The following is a 19,688-nucleotide window of genomic DNA, read 5'->3' as shown; positions in this document are numbered from 1 at the left end:
GCCCTTTCCGGTCCGTCCCTGCCGTCAGAGCGTTTTGAGCACCTGTGCCGCGGCGCGGGCGATGACGATTTCCTCGTTCGTCGGGATCACCAGAACCCGGGTCTTGCCGGTCGAGATCTCGCGCGCATGGGTGACGTTCTTCTCGGCATCAAGGGTGATGCCCAGCCACTCCATCCCCTCGCAGACCTGCGCCCGGACATTGGCCGAATTCTCGCCGATGCCGCCGCAGAAGATGAGCCCGTCGATGCCGCCAAGCGCCGCCGTGATGCCGCCGAGTTCACGCCGGATGCGGAAGCAGAAATAGTCGATCGCCTCCTGCGCATGCGGATCGTCCGAGGACTCGAGCGTGCGCATGTCATTCGACACGCCCGACAGCCCCTGCAGCCCCGACTCCTTGTAAAGGAGTTCGGACAGCCCGTGGCTGTCGAGCCCGTCGGTATCCATCAGGTAAAGCAGCACGCCCGGGTCGATCTGCCCGGTGCGGGTGCCCATCGGCAGCCCGTCGAGCGCCGAGAACCCCATCGTGGTGTCGATCGGATGGCCGCCCTTCATGCCGCACATCGAGGCGCCCGAGCCCAGATGCGCCACCACCACCCGACCCTCGTGGAGATCGGGTTCGGTGCGGGCCAGCTCGCCGGTGATGTAGTCATAGCTCAGCCCGTGGAAGCCGTAGCGCCGCACGCCCTTCTCGTAATAGCGCCGCGGCAGTGCATAGGTGTCGTTGACGAAAGGGTGCTCGCGGTGGAAGGCGGTGTCGAAACAGGCGATGTTCGGCACGCCCGGGAAGGTGTCGACGGCGGCACGCACACCGGCAAGGTTGTGCGGCTGATGCAGCGGCGCGAAGGGCGCAAGGCGGGCGAGTTCCTTCATCGTCGCCTCGGTCAGGCGCAGCGGTTCGGCATGGTTCACCCCGCCATGCACGACGCGGTGGCCGACGGCGATCACCTCGAGCCCGGGGAAATCGGTCTGGAACACCTCGAGCGCGGTGCGCAGCGCGGCGCCGTTGGTGCGGAAGGCCGTCGGCGCATGGTCCGGCATCGGCAGGTTGCGCCCCGCCGCGTCGCGGATCTTCATCGCCGCCTCGCGCCGGCCGATGCGGTCGACGTGGCACATGGCGAGGGTCTCGAGCTCCTCGGTGAAAAGCCCGAGCTTGAGCGAGGAGGAACCCGAGTTGACGGTCAGGATCGCGCGCGTGGTCATTTCGCCGCCCCCTTCACCCGGTTGTGGTGGATCGCCGCGACCGCAGCCGAGGCAAGGCGCGCCATCGCGCTGTCGGACCGCGAGTTCAGGATCACCGGCACCTTCGCACCGAGCACCAGCCCCGCCCCCTCGGCATGGCTGATATAGGCAAGCTGCTTGGCCAGCATGTTGCCCGCATCGATGCCCGGCACCACCAGCACCTCAGCATGGCCCGCGACCGCACCGCGCAGCCCCTTGGTCCGCGCCGCGCCGATGTCGACGGCATTGTCCATGGCGAGCGGCCCGTCCACGACACCGCCCTTGATCTGGCCGCGCTCGGCCATCTTCGACAGCAGCGCCGCATCGATCGAGGAGGGGATCGCCGGGTTCACCGTCTCGACCGCCGACAGCACGCCCACCTTCGGCACCTCGATGCCAAGCGAGATCGCCAGCTCGATCGCGTTCTGCACGATATCGACCTTGGTCGCGAGATCGGGCGCGATGTTGATCGCCGCGTCGGTGACCAGAAGCGGATGCGGAACGCCCGGCACGTCCATCACGAAGACATGGGTGAAGCGGCGCCCGATGCGCAGCCCGCAGGCCTTGTCGAGCATCGGGTGCAGCAGGTCATCGGTGTGCAGATGCCCTTTCATGATCGCATTCGCCCGGCCCTGATTGACCAGATCGACGGCGAGCTTGGCCGCCGCCGCATCGGTCGGCACGTCGATCACCTCGTAGCCGTCGAGCGACTTGCCAAGGCTTGCCGCCGCGCGCGCGATCTTGGCGCCGTCGCCGATCAGGATCGGACGGATCAGCTTGTGCTCGGCCGAGATCAGCGCGCCGTCAAGGGCGTGCTCCTCGACCGGGCACACGACCGCGGTGTCGAGTTCGGGAAGCCCCTCGGCGACGTTGAGCAGGGCTGCGAAATGGCGGTGGCGCTGCACGATCAGCCCGGGCACCTCGAGCTCGTCGAAGCGCAGCTTGACCGTCGGCGCCTCCACCGTCGCCTCGCCCTCGACGACGAGCGCGTCATCCTCGACCCGGCGCACCTCGGTGTGCAGATGGATGGTGCCGTCCGCGTCCTTCGCGGTGACGGTGACGCGCGAGATCAGTTCCTCGCCCTCGACCACACGGGCGTGGAAGGTCAGCGTCTGGGTCTTGTAGACCGTGCCCGGGCCGGGCAGGAAATTGCCCAGCACCGCCGAGATCAGCGAGGCCACGAACATGCCCGGCGCCACCGCCTCGCGCTTGCCATCCCCGTCGCCGTCCTCGGATGCGAGGTGCAGCGGGTTGTAATTGCCCGAGGCGGCGGCGAAGACGTAGAAGTCGTCGGCGGTGCACAGGCGGCGCAGCTCGGCACTCGTGCCCGGCTGCAACTCGTCCCACATCCGGTTTTCCAGAATCATCGCGCGTTCCTTTCGGTCTGGTCGTCCGCGGCATCATCGGCCACCGGACGGGGTCTCTGCAACCGCAACGCTGCGCCGCGGCATTCGGCCCGCTTCTAGCGCGCGCCGCGGCGGCGAACCTTGATCGACGACAAAGAGCGGTTCGCCGCGCATGTTTTTTTCCCGCCTCTTTCGCCGGCCGCCGCAACGTCATAAGACGGAACCGATCATGGATTTCGCGGAGGTGAAAATGGCACTTGCAGCGGCGATCACGGCGCTTGAGGCGCTGTTCGGCACGCGGTTCACGCAGACCCGGCCCGAGCGCGAGGCGCACGGCCATTCCGAGGCCTGGTTTCCGCTGACCCCGCCCGATGCGGTGGTCTATCCCGAGACCACCGAAGAGGTTGCGGCGCTGATGAAGATCTGCGCCGCCGAGGGCGTGCCGGTGACCGGCTGGGGCGCGGGCACCTCGCTCGAGGGCCACGCACTGCCGCTCAAAGGCGGCATCACCGTCGATTTCACCCGGATGAACCGCATCGTCGATCTTTCCGCCGAGGACCGGCTGGTGCGGATCCAGCCCGGGCTGACGCGCGAGGAGCTGAACACCGAACTGCGCGCAACCGGCCTCTTCTTCCCCGTCGATCCGGGCGCGAATGCAACGCTTGGCGGCATGGCCTCGACCCGCGCCTCGGGCACGACCACGGTGCGCTATGGCACGATGCGCGACAATGTGGCGGCGCTCGAGGTGGTGCTGGCCGACGGGCGGGTGATCCGCACCGGCTCCGGCGCGGCGAAATCGGCCTCGGGCTATGACCTCACCGCGCTCTTCCTCGGCGCCGAGGGCACGCTTGGGCTGATCACCGAGCTCACGCTGCGCCTGCATGGCCAGCCCGAGGCGATCTCGTCCGCCGTGTGCGCCTTCGACACGCTCGAGGCGGCGGTCGAGACCGTGCAGACGACGATCCAGATGGGCATTCCGATGGCGCGCATCGAATTCGTCGACGAGGAGGTGGCGCGGATCTTCAACGCGATCAACGGCACCCACCTGCCCGAGAAGCCGAATCTGATGATCGAGTTCCACGGCTCGGAGGCCACCGTGGCCGAGGACAGCCGCCGCTTCGGCGAGGTGGTGGCCGAAATGGGCGGCGCCGATTTCCAATGGGCGACCACCACCGAGGACCGCAACCGGCTGTGGAAGATGCGCCACGGCGCCTATCTGTCCTGCCTCGCCTCGCGACCGGGCAGCATGGGGCTGATCACCGATGTCTGCGTGCCGATCTCGCGCCTGCCCGAGGCGGTCGAGCGCGGCCGCGAGATGATCGCCAGGGCCGGCCTTGTCGGGCCGATCCTCGGCCATGTCGGCGACGGCAACTTCCATGCCATCCTGCTGCTCGAGCGCGGCAACGCGAGCGAGCTCGCGAAGGCGAAAGAGGTGGCGCATGACCTTGCCCATATGGCGCTCGAGATGGGCGGCACGATCACCGGCGAGCATGGCATCGGCGCCGGCAAGCGCGGGCTGATGGCGGCCGAGCATGCCGCGGCCTGGCAGGTGATGGGACAGATCAAGGCGGCGCTCGACCCGCAGGGTCTGCTCAACCCCGGCAAGATCGTCCCCGGGCCGGAGGATGCGGCATGAGCCTTGCCCGCCCCGACGACCTGCCGCGCGCCTTCGCCCAGGCCTGGGGCGCGCATGACGCCCGCGCGCTGGCCGATCTCTTTGCCGCCGACGCCGATTTTCTCAGCCTGACCGGCGGCCTGGCCGAGGGCCGCGCCGAGATCGCCGAGCTGTTCGCGGGCGAGCTTGCCGGCGCCTTCTCGCGGGCCCGGCTGGTCACCGGCAAGACCAAGATCCGGCCCGCGGGCGGCGAGGCGGTGGTGGTGATGCAGCGCTTCGTGCTGAGCGGGATCGTCAATGCCGACGGCACCGACGCCGGCCGGATCGGCGCGATCCTGTGCGCGACGCTTGGCCTGGCGGCGGACGGCTGGCAGGTGATCGCGGCGCAATTCGTCGTCGAGGCCTGAGCGCCCCGATCGCGGGCACCCCGGAAACGGAAAAAGGCCGGGCGCCCTGCCCGGCCTTTTCGATTGCCCTGGCCCCGGTCAGAGCGCCTTCTTCAGCGCCTCGGTCAGGTCGGTCTTTTCCCAGCTGAAGCCGCCATCCGCCTCGGGCGCCCGGCCGAAATGGCCATAGGCCGCGGTGCGGGCATAGATCGGCTTGTTCAGCTCGAGATGGGTGCGGATGCCGCGCGGCGTCAGATCCATGCATTTCGCGACGATGCGCTCGATCTCCTCATCCGGCACGGTGCCGGTGCCATAGGTGTCGACATAGATCGACAGCGGCTTGGCCACGCCGATCGCATAGCTCACCTGGATCAGGCATTTCTTCGCCAGACCCGCCGCAACGACGTTCTTCGCGAGGTAGCGCGCCGCATAGGCGGCCGAGCGGTCGACCTTGGTCGGGTCCTTGCCGGAGAAGGCACCGCCGCCATGCGGCGCCGCGCCGCCATAGGTGTCGACGATGATCTTGCGCCCCGTCAGCCCCGCGTCGCCGTCCGGCCCGCCGATCACGAAGGTGCCCGTCGGGTTCACCCACCATTCGGTCTTGTCGGTGATCCAGCCCTCGGGCAGCACCTCGCGGATATAGGGCTCGACGATCGCGCGGATGTCGGCCGAGCTCTGGCTTTCGTATTTATGCTGGGTCGAGAGCACGATCGAGGTCACGCCGACCGGGCGGCCGCCCTCGTAGCGCACCGACAGCTGCGACTTCGCATCGGGGCCGAGCGTCGGCTCGATGCCCGATTTGCGCACCTCGGCGAGGCGGCGCAGGATCGCGTGCGAATAGAGGATCGGCGCCGGCATCAGCTCGGCGGTCTCGTCGGTCGCGTAGCCGAACATGATGCCCTGATCGCCCGCCCCGTCCTTGTCGACGCCCTGGCTGATATGGGCCGACTGCGGGTGAAGGTAATTGGCGAAGTTCAGCGTCGCCCAGTGGAACTTGTCCTGCTCGTAGCCGATGTCCTTGACGCAGTCGCGCACGATGCCGTCGATGCGGCTCATGAACTCGGCGAGCTTCGCCTTGTCCGACAGCCCGACCTCGCCGCCGACGACGACCTGATTGGTAGTGGCAAACGTCTCGCAGGCGACGCGGGCATTGGGCTCTTCTGCGATCAGCGCATCGAGCACCGCATCCGAGATGCGGTCGCAAACCTTGTCGGGGTGTCCTTCCGAAACGGATTCGGAGGTGAACACGTAATTCTGTCGTGCCATGGGGAAGTGCTCCATTAGATGAATCCCCGCTCCGTCAGGAAGCCGTTGGAGCGGTTCGATATGCTTGCCTAGACCCGGCCGGCGCCGGGGTCAACGCGCCATTTCGGTGCCGCAAGGAAAATCAGCACGGCCAGCAGCGCAAGCAGCGCCACCACCGGCCCGTCGCCGATCCGGGCGTAAAGCGTTTCGGGCAGCGCCGGCGGCAGGGGCGCGTCGATCACCCCCTCGACACCCATGCCGAGCTCGTCCGTCACCCGGCCCTTCGCGTCGATCATCGCGCTGACGCCGGTGTTGGCGGCCCGCGCCAGCGGCAGGCCGAACTCGATCGCCCGCAGCCGCGCCTGCGCAAGGTGCTGCCAGGGGCCCGAGAGCTCGCCGAACCAGGCATCATTCGTCACCTGCATCAGCCAGTCGGGGCGCGTGGGCACCCGGCGGATGTCCTGCGGGAAGACCGCCTCATAGCAGATCAGCGGCTCGGCCCGGCCGAGCCGGCCAAGGTCCAGAAGCCGCTCGCCCGGGCCCGAGGAATAGCCGTTGCCTTCCTGCGCGGCGAAGGCGGCGATGCCGAACTCGGCCGCCAGATCGCCGAGCGGCATGTATTCGCCGAAGGGCACGAGGTGCACCTTGTCATAGACCTGCCCGACGCTGCCGTCGGGCCCGATCACCGCAAGGCTGTTGTAATAGCGCCGCCCCTCCTCGCGCTGGATGCCAAGCGCGACGGGGATGCCGCCCGCGGCCTCGGCCACCATCTTCAGCCCGGCGCCGGGGTCATTGAGCAAGAAGGGCACCGCGGTCTCGGGCCAGATCACCAGATCGGGGCGCGGCTTGCCGGGTGCGGGCTCCTCGGCGGTCAGGTCGAGATGGCGATAGAAGAAGCTCAGCCGATATTCGGGCAGCCATTTCAGCGCCTGCGGCGCGTTCGGCTGCACGAGGCGCAGGTTGACGGGGGGATCGCGCGGCGCCTCGGGCGCATTGAGCCGCGCGGTGCCACCGGCCCAGAGCCCTGCAAGCGCCGCCAGCGCCACCCCCGCGCCGACGATCCGCCCGCGCGGGCCGGGGGCAAGCCAGGGCAGCGCTGCCAGCGCCAGCGTCAGCAGGCTCAGCCCGATCGGGCCGACGAAAGCCGCCGCCTGCGCGACCGGCGTGCCGATCCACAGATGCCCGAAGAGCACCCAGGGAAAGCCGGTGAAGACGTAAGAGCGCAGCGCGTCCGAGGCGACGAGGCCGACCGCGATGCCGGCCACGCGTGCGCCGCGCCGGCCGCGGCCGAGCCGCGCGCCCAGCCCCGCGCCAAGCGCCCAGAACGCCCCCATCCCCGCCGCCATGAAGACGAGCGCGAAGGGCGCCATCCAGCCATAAACCTCGGGCTCGACCAGAAACGGCTCGACGATCCAGAACATCGCCGCGGCGGCATAGCCGAAGCCGCCGGCAAAGCCGATCCAGCCCGCGCGCGCGCGTGCCGCCAGCGCCAGCAGCCCGCTGGCTGCCGGCAGCGCCACGAACCACGCGCCCAAAGGCGCCTGCCCGGCCGCGACGCCCGCGCCCAGAAGCACGGCCACCACCAGCGCCCGCCAGGACGGGCGGCACGGGGCACGCAGGAAGGCAGGCCAGCGCAGGCTCATCGCGTCCGCGTCACTCCGCCGGCGCCACGCCCGGCAGGCGCACACGCAACCGCTTGATCCGGCGCGGATCGGCATCGACGATCTCGTATTCGACGCCGTTCTCGCCCTTGATCACCTCGCCGCGCGCCGGCACCCGGCCGATCTGCATGAAGACGAGACCGCCCATCGAGTCGATCTCCTGCTCCTCCTCGGGGTCGGCGAGGGTCATGCCGATCTCGGCCTCGAAATCCTTCACCGGGGCGCGCGCCAGCACCACCCACTGGCCGGGTTTCTCGAGCTTCCAGAAACCGCCCTCGGCCTCGTCATGCTCGTCCTCGATCTCGCCGATCACCTGCTCGATCAGATCCTCGAGCGTGACCAGCCCGTCGACACCGCCGTATTCGTCGATCACCAGCGCCATGTGGATGCGCTGCACCTGCATCTTCTGCAACAGCACCCCGATCGGCATCGAGGGCGGCACGAAGAGGAGCGGCCGCAGCAGCTTCTTCACCGAGAACCGCCCCGAGGAGGCGCCAAAGCCGTATTCGAGGGCGAGGTCCTTCAGGTGGACAAGGCCAAGCGGGGTGTCGAGCGTGTCCTTGAACACCGGCAGGCGGGAATAGCCCTGCTCGCGGAACACCGCCACCAGCTCGTCGCGGGTGATGCCGACCGGCACCGCGACGATCTCGACCTTGGGGATCGCGACATCGCCGACCCGCATCCGGCGCAGGTTGCCGATGCCCGGCAGCCCGGCGGCGGCCGCGGTTTCGGGCGCAGGCGTGGCCGGAGCCTCGCTGTCGTTGTCAGGGGTGGAGGCGCCAAGCGCCCCGAAGAGTCGTCCCAGTAAGCCGCGCGAGTGCGGCTCGGAACTGTCGCCCGCGTCGGCATCCGACGCAGGGGCGTTGGCGGAGAGAGCTCCGTCAGCGGCGTGTTCCATCGTACCTTTCCAGATCACGCGGCGAAAATTGCCGCATCATGCCAAATATGGGTCATCAATGCCCATCTTTTCAAGAATGCGCACTTCCGTGGATTCCATCAAGGTGGCATCGCCCTCACGCACGTGATCGTAACCGAGAAGATGCAGCACACCGTGCACGATCAGGTGGGTGACGTGATCGGCCAGCGTCTTGCCGCCCTCGGCCGCCTCGCGCGCGCAAGTCTCGAAGGCGATGGCGATGTCGCCAAGGCTGTCGCGCTCGCCGGGCAGGAAGGGCTCGGGCGGCTCGGGCAACGCGCCCTCGGCCTCGGCCGCAAGGTCCTCGGCGGGCCAGCTGAGCACATTCGTGGGGGTGGGTTTCGCGCGGAACTCGGCGTTCAGCACCGCGATGCGCGCGTCGTCACAGCCGAGCAGGCTGATCTCCCAGTCGTCGGGCAAGATCTGCTGATCGGCCAGAACGGCGCGCGCGGCGCGTTCGGCCAGCGCCGGGAGGTCTACCTCCTCCCAGCGGGGTTCTTCGATCAGGATCTCAACCAGCGGCTCCATCGTCGCGGTCATAGGCGTCAATGATCCGCGCCACAAGGGGGTGACGCACCACGTCCGAGGCGGTGAAGTAGTTGAACGAGATCCCGCGCACACCGTCGAGAATGCGCTCGGCGTCCTGCAGCCCCGAGGGCACGCCGCGCGGCAGGTCGATCTGGCTGCGGTCGCCGGTGATGACCATGCGGCTGCCCTGCCCGAGACGGGTGAGGAACATCTTCATCTGCATCGTCGTCGCGTTCTGCGCCTCGTCGAGCACGACGAAGGCATTGGCGAGCGTGCGCCCGCGCATGAAGGCCAAGGGCGCGATCTCGATGCGCTTCTCCTCCATCAGCTTCTGCATCTGCTTTGCCGGCAGGAAGTCGTTCAGCGCGTCGTAAAGCGGCTGCATGTAGGGATCGACCTTCTCCTTCATGTCGCCGGGCAGGAAGCCGAGACGCTCGCCCGCCTCGACGGCGGGACGGGAGAGGATGATCTTGTCGACATGGCCGCCGATCAGCATGGTGACGCCGACAGCGACGGCGAGATAGGTCTTGCCGGTGCCCGCGGGGCCGATGCCGAAGGCAAGCTCGTTCTCGAACAGCGCCTTCACATAGGCCTTCTGCGCCTCGGTCCGCGGTTCGACCTGCTTCTTGCGGGTGCGGATCTCGTATTGCCCGGCGGCGAACATCTCGAGCTGTTCGTCCACGGTGATCCCGGCATTGCCGAGATCGGCCATCCGGATCGCCGCATCAACCTCGCCGGCGTCGACCGCCTTGCCCTGTTCGAGGCGCTGATAGAGGTGGTGCAGGATGCCGGTCGCCTGCATCTGCGCCTCGGGGCTGCCGACGACGGCAAGCTGGTTGCCGCGCCGCAGGATATGCACCGAGAGCTTGTGCTCGATCTGCGCCAGATTGCGGTCGAACTCGCCGCACAGCCCGATCAGCAGGCGGTTGTCCGGAAACTCCAGGAGTGCTTCGAAGCTGTCCTGAGAACGAGGCGGGGGTGAGATCGCGCTGAAGCCCAATAACGTCTCCCTTGGCTGGCTTGGTAAAGATATGGTGCCTCTCCCCCCCGAGTCACGCAAGCGCTGGTTTGTTTTTCAGCAGGGGCGCGTGAAAATTTCACAGAACTGCAAAGAAATGAGCCGCGGGGCGGATCCCGCGGCTCATTTGCCCAAAATTTAGGCGAATGCTTACTCGAAGTTCGACGGCCGGACCGGATCGCGGATCTCGCCACCCGACTTGAACGGGCCGACCGCGGTCGAGGCGGGGCCGGCGCCCGAGCAGATCGGCTTGCCGTAATCGTCGACGCGGGCGGTCATGTAGCCTTCGGCGCCGTCGTCGATGATCCAGTGGTCGCAGCCTTCCGGGTCGATCCAGACCCCGGCCTTGAGCTGGCTCAGGTGCTTGGCGCCGCCGATGTTGCGGTCCCAGCCCTTGTCCGAAGGTTCCGCGCTGTCACAGGCGGCAAGGCCGGCCGCGGCACCGAGGAGCAGGAGGATTTTGATCGCTTTCATGTCCTGTCCCCTCACTTCACGCAGATCACTTCGACGCGGCGGTTCTGCGCCATGCCGGCGGCGGTGGCATTGGTGGCGCGCGGCCAGCGCTCGCCATACCAGTTCACCGCAAGCACCGAGGCGCCGGTCGACTGGGCAACGCCCGCCACCGCCTCGGCGCGGCTCTTCGAAAGCCGCATGTTGTACTCGTCCGAGGCGCGGCTGTCGGTGTGGCCGGTGATGATGAAGCTGCGCGCCTGCGCGGTGCGGAAGAAGTTTTCCAGATAGTTGCGGCCGGAGGCGGTGATCTTCGCGCTGCCGGTGGCAAAGAGCGTGTCGGTCTGCAGCACGCCGCAGACGTCGCGGTGGCATACCGGGCGGCCGTCGCGGGTCTTGCGCGCATCCATGTAGCCCTCGAGCCCGTCATCCATCGCCCAGTGCTCGCAGCCGTCGGGGTCGATCCAGATCGTCGGGATATAGCGTTCCGCGCGGCCGGCGTTCGTCTGCTGGGCCGAAGCGGAACCGGAGATCATGGCCAGTGCCAGCGCCGCCGCCCCGAAGGACGCAACAACCGGTTTCACGGCCTTGGAGAGAGTCATCATCGCCGCTTCCGCCTCCTCATCGCAAATTGGGCCCGCCCCGCGAGCCATTAACCAAATATGCCGATCACAATAGCAAAACCATGCGGTTTTGAAAGCAATTAAACCCATATATTGTAGAGTTTCACGCAACAAACCCGCCTTTGGAACAAACCGCAGGCAATCGCGGAAACGATGTCCGCCGCCGCCCCTGCCGGATCAGATCAGTTCGCCCGCCAGGGAGTTCGGGGCGCTCGCGGTGATTCTCACTTTCGCGAGAGTGCCCTGCAGGTTGCCCTCGCCCCTGACGTGGACCGCCTGCAGGTAATCGGACTTGCCCACCCATTGCCCGGGCAGCCGGCCCGGCTTCTCAAACAGCACGCCGACCTCGCGCCCGACCATCGCGGCCTGGCTCGCGTGCTGCTGCCGGGTGATGAGCGCCTGAAGTTCATGCAGGCGCCGGTCGGCGACCTCGGGGTCGACGCCCGCGCGCTCGGCCGCCGGCGTGCCCGGGCGCGGCGAGTACTTGAATGAGAAGGCCGCGCCAAAGCCCACCTCCTCGATCAGGGCCAGCGTGTCGCGGTGATCCTGCTCGGTCTCGCCCGGGAAGCCTGCGATGAAATCGGAGCTGAGCAGGATGTCTGGCCGCGCGGCGCGGATGCGTTCGATCAGCCGCAGATACGCCTCGGCGGTGTGATGGCGGTTCATCAGCTTCAGGATCCGGTCCGCCCCCGACTGCACCGGCAGATGCAGATAGGGCATCAGCTTCGGCTCGGCGCCATGCGCCTCGATCAGGTCATCGGCCATGTCGTTCGGATGCGAGGTGGTGTAGCGGATCCGCTCGAGCCCCTCGATCCGGGCCAGTTCGCGCACCAGCCGGCCAAGGCCCCAGACCCCGCCCTCACCCTCGCCGTGATAGCCGTTGACGTTCTGGCCAAGCAGCGTGATCTCCTTCACCCCCTTCGCCACCAGCTTCCCGGCCTCGGCAAGGATGCGCGAAACCGGGCGCGAGACCTCGGCGCCGCGGGTATAGGGCACGACGCAGAAGGCGCAGAACTTGTCGCAGCCCTCCTGCACCGTCAGGAAGGCGGTGGGGCGGCCGGTGGCGGGGCGTTCGGGCAGCTTCTCGAACTTGTCCTCGACCGGGAATTCGGTGTCGACGGGGCGCTCGCCGCGGGCGGTGGCAGCGACCATCTCGGGCAGGCGGTGATAGTTCTGCGAGCCGACGACCAGATCGACCAAGGGCATGCGGCGCATGATCTCGGCGCCCTCGGCCTGCGCGACGCAGCCCGCGACGCCGATCTTCAGCTCGGGCTTCGCCTCCTTGAACGGGCGCAGCCGGCCGAGGTCGGAATAGACCTTCTCGGCCGCCTTCTCGCGGATATGGCAGGTGTTGAGCAGCACCATGTCCGCCTCGGCCGGATCGTCGGTCAGCACATAGCCCTGCGCGCCCATGGCCTCGGCCATGCGCTCGCTGTCATAGACGTTCATCTGGCAGCCGTAGGTCTTGATGTGCAGTTTCTTCGGCGCGTCCGACATGGCGATCCCCCGCGTTTCAGCCCTGCCCGATAGCGCAGAATCCCCCCGCCCCGCAACCGCCCCGCGTGCGTTTCGCCGCCATTCCCCGTCTTGCATTCCCCTGCCCCTTGCCCGATCCTCGCGCAAAATCCGGGGACTGGCATGAATTACGCATCGCTTGACGCTTTCCTGGCCGAGGGGACGGCCGCACTCGCCAAAGGGCCGGTGGCGCTGATCCTCGTCGAGGATCTGGTCGAGGCCGAAAGCACGATCCGGCACCACCTGAAGGCCGGGTTCCGCTCGGTTCTGGTCTTCGCGCCCGACCGTCTGGTGCTGCCCGAGGAGCTGGCCGCGAAGGTCCACCGCATCCCGCGCGACATGCACCGCCCCGGCGCGCTCACCGACACCGTGAACCCGGTGATCGCCGCCGCGCCGGCCGATACCTGGATGTATTACTGCTACAACGCCGAATACCTGTTCCACCCGTTTTGCGAGACCCGCAGCGTGCAGGAGCTGCTGGCCTTCCACACCGAGGAACGGCGCCGCTCGATGCTGACCTATGTCGTCGACCTCTACGCCCCGGACCTTGCGCAGAACCCGAATGCGGTGAACCTCGGCACGGCAATGCTCGACCGGGCCGGCTATTACGCGCTTGCGCGCAAGGATCCGGCCACCGGCCAGCCGCGCGAGCGCCAGCTCGACTTCTTCGGCGGGCTGCGCTGGCGGTTCGAGGAGCACGTCCCGGTGACGCGGCGCAAGATCGACCGGATCGCGCTGTTCCGCAGCCGGCCGGGGCTCGAGCTGCGCCGCGACAACACCTTCAACGACGAGGAATACAACACCTATTCCTGCCCCTGGCACCACAACATGACCGCGGCAATCGCCTCGTTCCGGGTGGCGAAGGCGCTGAAGTTCAACCCCGGCTCGACCTATGACATCGCCGATTTCCGCTGGTACAACTCGGAGCCCTTCGCCTGGCACAGCCAGCAGCTGATGGACCTCGGGCTGATGGAGCCCGGCCAGTGGTTCTGACGCCCCGGGCGCCGCGCTTCCTGCCCTGTGGCGACGCGGCGCTGACGGTCGAATTCGCGCCGGGCATCGAGGCGGCGGCAACCGCGCTCGCCCTCGCTCTGGCCGCCGATCTGGAGGCGACGCCGCTTCCCGGTCTGCGCGAGGCGTTGCCCACCTATCGCTCGCTGACGCTGACCTACGATCCCTGCGTGACGGGCTTTGCGGCCCTGCGCGCGGATCTGCTGGGGCGCATCGCCGCGCTGCGCCCGGGCGCAATCGCGGGCCCACGGCACAGCATCCCGGTCTTTTATGGCGGCCCCGCCTGCCTCGATCTGGCGTGCCTCGCCGCCGAGAAGGGGCTGACCGAGGAGGCGCTGATCGCGCTTCACCTCGGCGCCGGCTACCGCGTCGCGATGATCGGCTTTGCCCCGGGCTTCGCCTATCTCTCGGGCCTGCCCGCGGCGCTCGCCACCCCGCGCCGGGCCGAGGTCCGCCAGCGGGTGCCCGAGGGCGCGCTTGGCATCGGCGGCGTGCAGGCAAGCGTCAATTCCGTCGCCGCGCCAAGCGCGTGGTCCTACATCGGGCAGACGCCGCTGCGGCTCTTCGATGCCACCCGCGCCCGGCCCTGCCTGCTCGCCCCCGGCGACCGGCTGCGCCTGCGCCGGATCGGCGCGGCCGAGTTCGACGCGCTGGCCGAGCGCGCCCGCCGCGGCGAGATCCTGTTCGACCCGGAGGAGCGCGCATGACCGGCACGCTCGAGATCCGCGCCGCCGGGCCGATGCTGACCGTGCAGGACCGCGGCCGCCCGGGGTTCCTGCGCTTCGGGGTCTCGGCCTCGGGGCCGATGGACGGCGAGGCCTTCGCCGCGGCGAACGCCCTTGTCGGCAACGCGCCCGGGGCGGCGCTCCTCGAATTCGCCCTGACCGGCGGGCGGTTCCGGGCGAGCCGCGACACCCTCGTTGCCGTCACCGGCGGCGAAATGCGGGCCGAGGCGGGCGGCCGCCCGCTCGCCCCCTGGAGCTCGGCCCGGCTGCGGGCGGGCGAAGAACTGACCGTCGGCGCCCTGCGCGGCGCGGTCTGGGGCTATCTCGCGGTCTCGGGCGGGATCGAGACGCCCCCGGTGATGAGCGCGCGCGCGACGCATCTGCGCAGCGCGATCGGCGGGCTCGAGGGCCGCGCGCTGCGCCCGGGCGATGTGCTGCCCCTCGGGCCAGAACCCGGCGCCCTGCCGCGCCACCTGACCCGCCCGCTGCGCCCGCGCCACGGCCCGATCCGCGTGGTCCTCGGGCCGCAGGACGACGCCTTCGCGCCCGAGATCCTCGCCCGCTTCCTCGGCGCGCCCTATGCCGTCAGCGCACAGCGCGACCGCATGGCGATGCTGCTCGAGGGCCCGGCGCTGCCCGCGGCACGGGGCCATGACATCACCTCGGACGGCACGCTGATGGGCTCGGTGCAGGTGCCCCCCTCGGGCCGGCCGATCGTGCTGATGGCCGACCGGCAGACGACCGGCGGGTTCCCGAAGATCGCGACGGTCATCACCCCCGATCTCGGCCGGCTGGCACAGCTGCCCACCGGCGCCATGCTGCGCTTTCACGCGCTGAGCGTCGGGGCGGCCGAGGCCGCGGCCCGCGCCGCCGCCCGCCAGAGCGCCGAAGCGCTTGCCGATCTCGCCACCACAGGCGCCTGAATGTCCGGGTGCGACGTTTTCGCGCGCGACGTCCACAAACTCAAATTCCACACCTAATTTCAATGAGTTAACGTGTTATCTTAAGAAAACCGATGAAGACGCCGATTTTCCCCGACCGGCAATCTTCATTCCGCGCCTTGCCGACCCCGCCCCCGCGCCCCTAGCTCTGCCCGAAGGAAACGCGACCGAAGACATGCCCCAGACCGACGAACCGACCGCCGTCCCCCCCGGCCGCGCCGATGCCGCGCTTGCCCGCCTTGCCGCCCCGGCCGCGCCTGCGCTGCGCCGGGCGGGCGCGCTTTCGGCGCTTGCCGAACTCCTCTGGGCGGCACAGGCGGCGCTGGTCGCGCTGGCGCTCGGCGGGCTGGTCAGCGGCACCGGACGGCTGCCGCCGCTGGCTGCGGCGGCGGGGTTTCTGGCGCTTGCGGCACTCCGGGCACTCCTTGACGCCCGCGCCGGGGCGCTGGCACAGCGCGCTGCGAACCGGCTGGTCGAAAGCACCCGGCACCGGCTGATCGGCGCCGCCGCACGGCAGGACGCCCGCGCCCGCAGCCCCGCCCCGGCGGAGCTGGCCAGCCTTGCCGCCGAGAAGGTCGCGATGCTTGCCCCCTGGGCCGCGCGCTACAGCCCGGCGATGGCGCGGGTGCGGATCGTGCCCCTTGTCCTTCTGGCCCTCACCCTGCCCTTCAGCTGGGCCGCGGCGCTGGTGCTGCTGGTGGCGGGACCGCTGATCCCGGTCTTCATGGCGCTCGTCGGCATGGCGGCGCGCGACGCCTCCGAGCGGCAGATGGCCGAGATCGGCACGCTCAACACCCTGCTTGTCGACCGCATCGCCGCAATGGCCGACCTGCGGCTTCTCGGCGCCGAGGCGCGCGCGGGCGCCGATCTTGCCGCCGCCTCGGACGATCTGCGCACGCGCACGATGCGGGTGCTGGCGGTGGCCTTCCTGTCCTCGACAGTGCTCGAGCTTTTCTCGGCGCTCGGCGTGGCGATGGTCGCGGTCTATGTCGGCTTCGCGCTGCTGGGCGAGCTGAATTTCGGCAGCTGGGGCGGGCTGTCGCCCGAGGCCGGGATCTTCCTGCTGATGATCGCGCCCGAGTTCTTCCAGCCGCTGCGTGATCTGGCCGCCGCCTGGCACGACCGTGCCTCGGCCCTTGCCGTCGCCGACGAGATCGAGGCGGCCGAGGCCGCGATCACCGCCTCGGGCACGATCCTCGGGAACGGCGCGCCGGCCGCGGCGCTGCCGCCCGCCCCCTTCTCCTGGTGCGGGCTGGTGCTGTCGCCCGGGCCGGGGGCGGCGCTGCTCGCCCCGCCCGACGGCGCGGTGCGGCCCGGCGAGGCGCTCGCCATTGCCGGCCCCTCGGGGGTCGGCAAGACGACGCTCCTTGCCGCGCTTGCCGGGCTGATCCGGCCCGAGGCGGGCGAGATCCGCTGGGGCGAGACGCTGCTTTCGGACAGCACCGCCGACGCGCTCCGCGCCGGCATCGGCTGGCTGCCGCAGGCGCCGCGCTTCATCGACGCGCCGCTGGGCGAGGCGCTGATGCTGGGCCGCACGGGCGATCTCGACGCGGCGCTCAGCGCGGCACAGGCACAGGGCATCGTCGCGGCGCTGCCCGGCGGGCTGTCGGCGCGGCTCGGCGATCTTGGCGGCGGCGTCTCGGGCGGCGAGGCGCGGCGGCTGATGATCGCGCGCGCCCATGCGGCAAAGGCCAGCCTGATCCTCGCCGACGAGCCCACGGCCGACCTTGACCCCGAAACCGCACAGGCGGAGCTGGCGGGGCTTCTGGCCCTGCGCGCGACCGGCGCGGCGCTGATCGTGGCGAGCCACGACCCCGCGGTTCTCGCCGCCATGGACCGGGTCTTGCCGATCACCGTGGAGGGCCGCACATGAGACTGCTTCTGCACCTCGCCCGCCGGTTGCTCGCGGCCGAACCCGTGGCCTTCCTGCGCGGCCTTGCCCTTGGCATCACCGTGCTTGCCATGGGCGCGGCACTTCTGGGCCTGTCGGGCTGGTTCGTCACCGCCGCCGCCGCGGCCGGCATCGCCGGCGTCGGCATCGGTTTCGACTTCTTCCGCCCCTCGGCCGGGGTGCGCTTCCTCGCGCTTGGCCGCTCGGCGGCGCGCTATGGCGAGCGGATGCTGACCCATGAGGCGACGCTGCGCGCGCTTTCGGCGCTGCGGCTCGGGCTTTACGCCGGCATCAGCCGCCTGCCCTTCGAGGCACAGTCGCGCCTGCGCGGCGCCGAGGCGCTGAACCGGCTGACCTCGGATGTCGACGCGCTCGACGGGCTGCTGTTGCGCCTCGTGCTGCCCGCGGTCTCGGCCGTGGCGGTGCAGGCGGGCGCCTTCGTCGCGCTATGGGCCCTTGTCGCCCCCGCGGTCGCCTGGGGCGTGCTGCTCTCCTTCGTGCTCGGCGGTGGCGTGGCGCTGGCCTTCACCGCGCATCAGTCCCGCGCCCGCTCCGAGGCCACCGAGGCGGCGCTGCAATCGCTGCGCGCGCAGGCGCTCGACCTTGCCCAAAGCCGCGCCGATCTGACCGTCGCCGGCGCCCTCGCCCGGCAGGAGGCAGCACTCGCCGCCACCATCCGCCGCGAGGCCCGCAGCCGCGACGGGCTCGAGGCGCGCGAGCGCCAGGGGGGCGCGACGATCGCGCTGACCACCGGGCTCGCCGCCACCGCGGCGCTCGCCCTTGGCGCTCCGCTCGCCGCCGCCGGCACGATCAGCCCGGCCCGCGCCGCGATCGGCTTCTTCACCGCGCTGGCGCTTGGCGAGACGCTTGCCCTGCTGCGCCGGGGTCTGGCCGAGCTCGGCCGGATGCAGGGCGCCGGCGCGCGCGTCACCGCTCTCAGCGACACGCCTGCCCGCGCCCTGCCCGCCGGGCCCGCGCCGCGCCCCGATCCGGCGGCGCCGCTTTTGCAGGTCACCGCCCTCGCCCATCACCGCACGGGCGCCGCGCGCACCACCTTCGGCCCGCTCGACCTGAGCCTTGCCCGTGGCGAGATGGTCCTGCTCACCGGCCCCTCGGGCGCCGGCAAGTCGACACTGCTTGCCGCCCTCGCCGGGCTCATTGCCCCCACGGCCGGCGAGATCCGGCTGCTGGGCGCGGCCCTCGCCGCCTGGCCCGAGGCCGATCTGCGCGCGCATCTGACACTGGTGCCGCAACGCTCGGCGCTGATCGCGGGCAGCGTCGCCGAGAATCTGGCGCTCGCCTTCCCGCCCGGCACCGCCCTGCCCGAGACCGAGGCCTGGGCCGCGCTCGAGGCGGTGGCACTTGCCGGGGTGCTGCGCGCGCGCGCGGGGCTGGCCACCCGCCTTGGCCCCGGCGGCAGCGGCCTGTCGGGCGGCCAGGCGCGACGGCTGGTGCTTGCCCGTGCGGTGCTGCGCCGCCCCGATGTGCTGCTTCTCGACGAGCCGACCGAGGGGCTCGACCCCGCCACCGCCGGCGCCATGCTCGCCGGGCTGCGCGCCGCCCTGCCCGAATCGGGACTGCTCGTCGTCAGTCACCGCAGCGCCGATGCCGCCGCGGCGACTCGCTCCGTCTCGTTGCCATTTCCCGGTCACGCCTGAGGCATAATGTCTCTGCAGCCACGGATTCGCGGAAATCCGCCCGGCTGCGACCATCCGTCTCTTTGATCCGTATCAAGGAGAGGGAAAGGAATGCCCGCATATGATGCATCCACGGGAGATGTTTTTCCGTATGCATCTTTTGCGGGATCACCTCCCGCGACAGGCAAGGGAATGGAGACGACGATGGACCTTGATATTGTGGAGCTGTCGCGACTGCAGTTTGCGATGACGGCTCTGTATCACTTCCTCTTCGTGCCGCTGACGCTGGGATTGTCGATCCTGGTTGCGATCATGGAGACGGTCTATGTGATGACCGGGCGGCCGATCTGGCGGCAGATGACGAAATTCTGGGCGACGCTGTTCGGCATCAACTTCGTGCTCGGCGTGGCGACGGGGATCACCATGGAATTCCAGTTCGGGATGAACTGGAGCTATTACAGCCATTATGTCGGCGACATCTTCGGCGCGCCGCTCGCGATCGAGGGGCTGATGGCCTTCTTCATGGAGGCGACCTTCGTCGGGCTGATGTTCTTCGGCTGGGACAAGCTCTCGCGCGTCGGCCATCTGACCGTCACCTGGCTCGTCGCGATCGGCTCGAACTTCTCCGCGCTCTGGATCCTGATCGCCAATGGCTGGATGCAGAACCCGGTGGGCGCCGCGTTCAACCCGATGACCATGCGGATGGAAATGACCTCCTTCTTCGAGGTGCTGTTCAACGAGGTGGCGCAGGCGAAATTCGTCCATACCGTCTCGGCGGGCTATGTCACCGCCTCGATCTTCGTGCTGGGCGTCTCGGCCTGGTATATGCTGAAGGGGCGGCACCTGGAGCTTGCCCGCCGCTCGATCGCGGTGGCGGCGGCCTTCGGCCTTGCCTCCTCCTTCTCGGTCGTCATCCTCGGCGACGAATCGGGTTACAACGCCTCGCTGAACCAGAAGATGAA

18 protein-coding genes and 1 riboswitch are annotated in these 19,688 nt (G+C 69.5%); of the genes, 8 read left to right on the top strand and 10 right to left on the bottom strand.

Translation table 11 applies throughout. From position 1 onward, the window contains the following. Positions 1-24 precede the first annotated feature (24 nt). Together EOW66_RS15830 and EOW66_RS15825 are read right to left on the bottom strand one after the other, a co-directional pair. Positions 25-1,200, bottom strand: coding sequence for an acetate/propionate family kinase (locus EOW66_RS15830; protein ID WP_128157264.1), 1,176 nt, complete (start codon positions 1,198-1,200; stop codon positions 25-27). Next, positions 1,197-2,585: a bifunctional enoyl-CoA hydratase/phosphate acetyltransferase gene (locus tag EOW66_RS15825; protein ID WP_128157263.1), complete on the bottom strand. Its 1,389-nt coding sequence runs from the start codon at positions 2,583-2,585 to the stop codon at positions 1,197-1,199. Before EOW66_RS15825 ends, EOW66_RS15830 begins: the two co-directional genes overlap by 4 nt. A 229-nt stretch (positions 2,586-2,814) precedes the next feature. On the opposite strand from EOW66_RS15825, the gene EOW66_RS15820 reads away from it, so the two are divergent. Beyond that, positions 2,815-4,200: an FAD-binding oxidoreductase gene (locus EOW66_RS15820; protein ID WP_128157262.1), complete on the top strand. Its 1,386-nt coding sequence runs from the start codon at positions 2,815-2,817 to the stop codon at positions 4,198-4,200. Then, positions 4,197-4,586 carry an SgcJ/EcaC family oxidoreductase gene (locus tag EOW66_RS15815; RefSeq protein ID WP_113898868.1) on the top strand — a complete coding sequence of 130 codons (390 nt, stop codon included), beginning with the start codon at positions 4,197-4,199 and terminating at the stop codon, positions 4,584-4,586. The genes EOW66_RS15820 and EOW66_RS15815 overlap by 4 nt, the downstream gene beginning before the upstream one ends. Positions 4,587-4,664: 78 nt before the next feature. Here the strand turns inward: EOW66_RS15815 and metK are convergent, their stop codons facing one another. The 8 genes from metK to miaB all read right to left on the bottom strand — a co-directional run bounded on the left by metK (position 4,665) and on the right by miaB (position 12,503). Continuing rightward, complete coding sequence (gene metK, locus EOW66_RS15810; protein ID WP_128157261.1) at positions 4,665-5,831, bottom strand: methionine adenosyltransferase; 1,167 nt, start codon at positions 5,829-5,831, stop codon at positions 4,665-4,667. 7 nt (positions 5,832-5,838) lie between these two features. Then, positions 5,839-5,888: riboswitch (SAM-SAH riboswitch) on the bottom strand. Positions 5,889-5,899: 11 nt separating this feature from the next. Then, the gene (lnt, locus tag EOW66_RS15805) at positions 5,900-7,453 is read right to left on the bottom strand and encodes an apolipoprotein N-acyltransferase (protein WP_128157260.1); all 1,554 of its coding nucleotides are present in this window, start codon (positions 7,451-7,453) and stop codon (positions 5,900-5,902) included. A gap of 10 nt (positions 7,454-7,463) precedes the next feature. Beyond that, a complete protein-coding gene (locus tag EOW66_RS15800; RefSeq protein WP_113898870.1) occupies positions 7,464-8,369 on the bottom strand; it encodes a hemolysin family protein in 906 nt (301 codons plus the stop codon). Between the two features lie 36 nt (positions 8,370-8,405). Beyond that, the gene (gene ybeY, locus EOW66_RS15795; protein WP_128157259.1) at positions 8,406-8,915 is read right to left on the bottom strand and encodes an rRNA maturation RNase YbeY; all 510 of its coding nucleotides are present in this window, start codon (positions 8,913-8,915) and stop codon (positions 8,406-8,408) included. Continuing rightward, on the bottom strand, positions 8,899-9,915 hold the full coding sequence (locus tag EOW66_RS15790) for a PhoH family protein (RefSeq protein WP_164881154.1): 1,017 nt from the start codon (positions 9,913-9,915) through the stop codon (positions 8,899-8,901). Before EOW66_RS15790 ends, ybeY begins: the two co-directional genes overlap by 17 nt. 168 nt (positions 9,916-10,083) lie before the next feature. Beyond that, positions 10,084-10,407 carry a hypothetical protein gene (locus tag EOW66_RS15785; protein ID WP_128157258.1) on the bottom strand — a complete coding sequence of 108 codons (324 nt, stop codon included), beginning with the start codon at positions 10,405-10,407 and terminating at the stop codon, positions 10,084-10,086. 11 nt (positions 10,408-10,418) lie between these two features. After that, entirely contained in the window at positions 10,419-10,985 is a 567-nt protein-coding gene (locus tag EOW66_RS15780; protein ID WP_164881157.1) for an OmpA family protein, read from the bottom strand. A 198-nt stretch (positions 10,986-11,183) separates the two neighbouring features. Next, on the bottom strand, positions 11,184-12,503 hold the full coding sequence (miaB, locus tag EOW66_RS15775) for a tRNA (N6-isopentenyl adenosine(37)-C2)-methylthiotransferase MiaB (protein WP_128157257.1): 1,320 nt from the start codon (positions 12,501-12,503) through the stop codon (positions 11,184-11,186). 141 nt (positions 12,504-12,644) lie between these two features. Here miaB and EOW66_RS15770 point away from each other — a divergent pair, with 141 nt between their 5' ends. From EOW66_RS15770 to EOW66_RS15745, 6 genes are all read left to right on the top strand, one after another. Then, the gene (locus tag EOW66_RS15770; RefSeq protein ID WP_128157256.1) at positions 12,645-13,514 is read left to right on the top strand and encodes a glycosyltransferase family 2 protein; all 870 of its coding nucleotides are present in this window, start codon (positions 12,645-12,647) and stop codon (positions 13,512-13,514) included. Next, positions 13,505-14,239, top strand: coding sequence for a 5-oxoprolinase subunit B family protein (locus EOW66_RS15765; protein WP_239017613.1), 735 nt, complete (start codon positions 13,505-13,507; stop codon positions 14,237-14,239). Before EOW66_RS15770 ends, EOW66_RS15765 begins: the two co-directional genes overlap by 10 nt. Then, positions 14,236-15,180: a 5-oxoprolinase subunit C family protein gene (locus EOW66_RS15760; RefSeq protein ID WP_128157255.1), complete on the top strand. Its 945-nt coding sequence runs from the start codon at positions 14,236-14,238 to the stop codon at positions 15,178-15,180. The genes EOW66_RS15765 and EOW66_RS15760 overlap by 4 nt, the downstream gene beginning before the upstream one ends. A 193-nt stretch (positions 15,181-15,373) precedes the next feature. After that, positions 15,374-17,071 (top strand): ABC transporter ATP-binding protein/permease, encoded by a 1,698-nt coding sequence (locus tag EOW66_RS15755; RefSeq protein ID WP_128157254.1) that lies wholly within the window; start codon positions 15,374-15,376, stop codon positions 17,069-17,071. Beyond that, positions 17,068-18,747, top strand: coding sequence for an amino acid ABC transporter ATP-binding/permease protein (locus tag EOW66_RS15750; protein WP_128157253.1), 1,680 nt, complete (start codon positions 17,068-17,070; stop codon positions 18,745-18,747). Before EOW66_RS15755 ends, EOW66_RS15750 begins: the two co-directional genes overlap by 4 nt. A 183-nt stretch (positions 18,748-18,930) precedes the next feature. Next, a partial coding sequence (locus EOW66_RS15745) for a cytochrome ubiquinol oxidase subunit I (RefSeq protein WP_206363719.1) occupies positions 18,931-19,688 on the top strand: 758 nt, incomplete at its 3' end.

The sequence above is a fragment of the Paenirhodobacter huangdaonensis genome, assembly GCF_004022465.1.
GTDB classification, from domain to species: domain Bacteria; phylum Pseudomonadota; class Alphaproteobacteria; order Rhodobacterales; family Rhodobacteraceae; genus Rhodobacter; species Rhodobacter huangdaonensis.
This window is presented reverse-complemented; position numbering and strand designations above follow the sequence as displayed.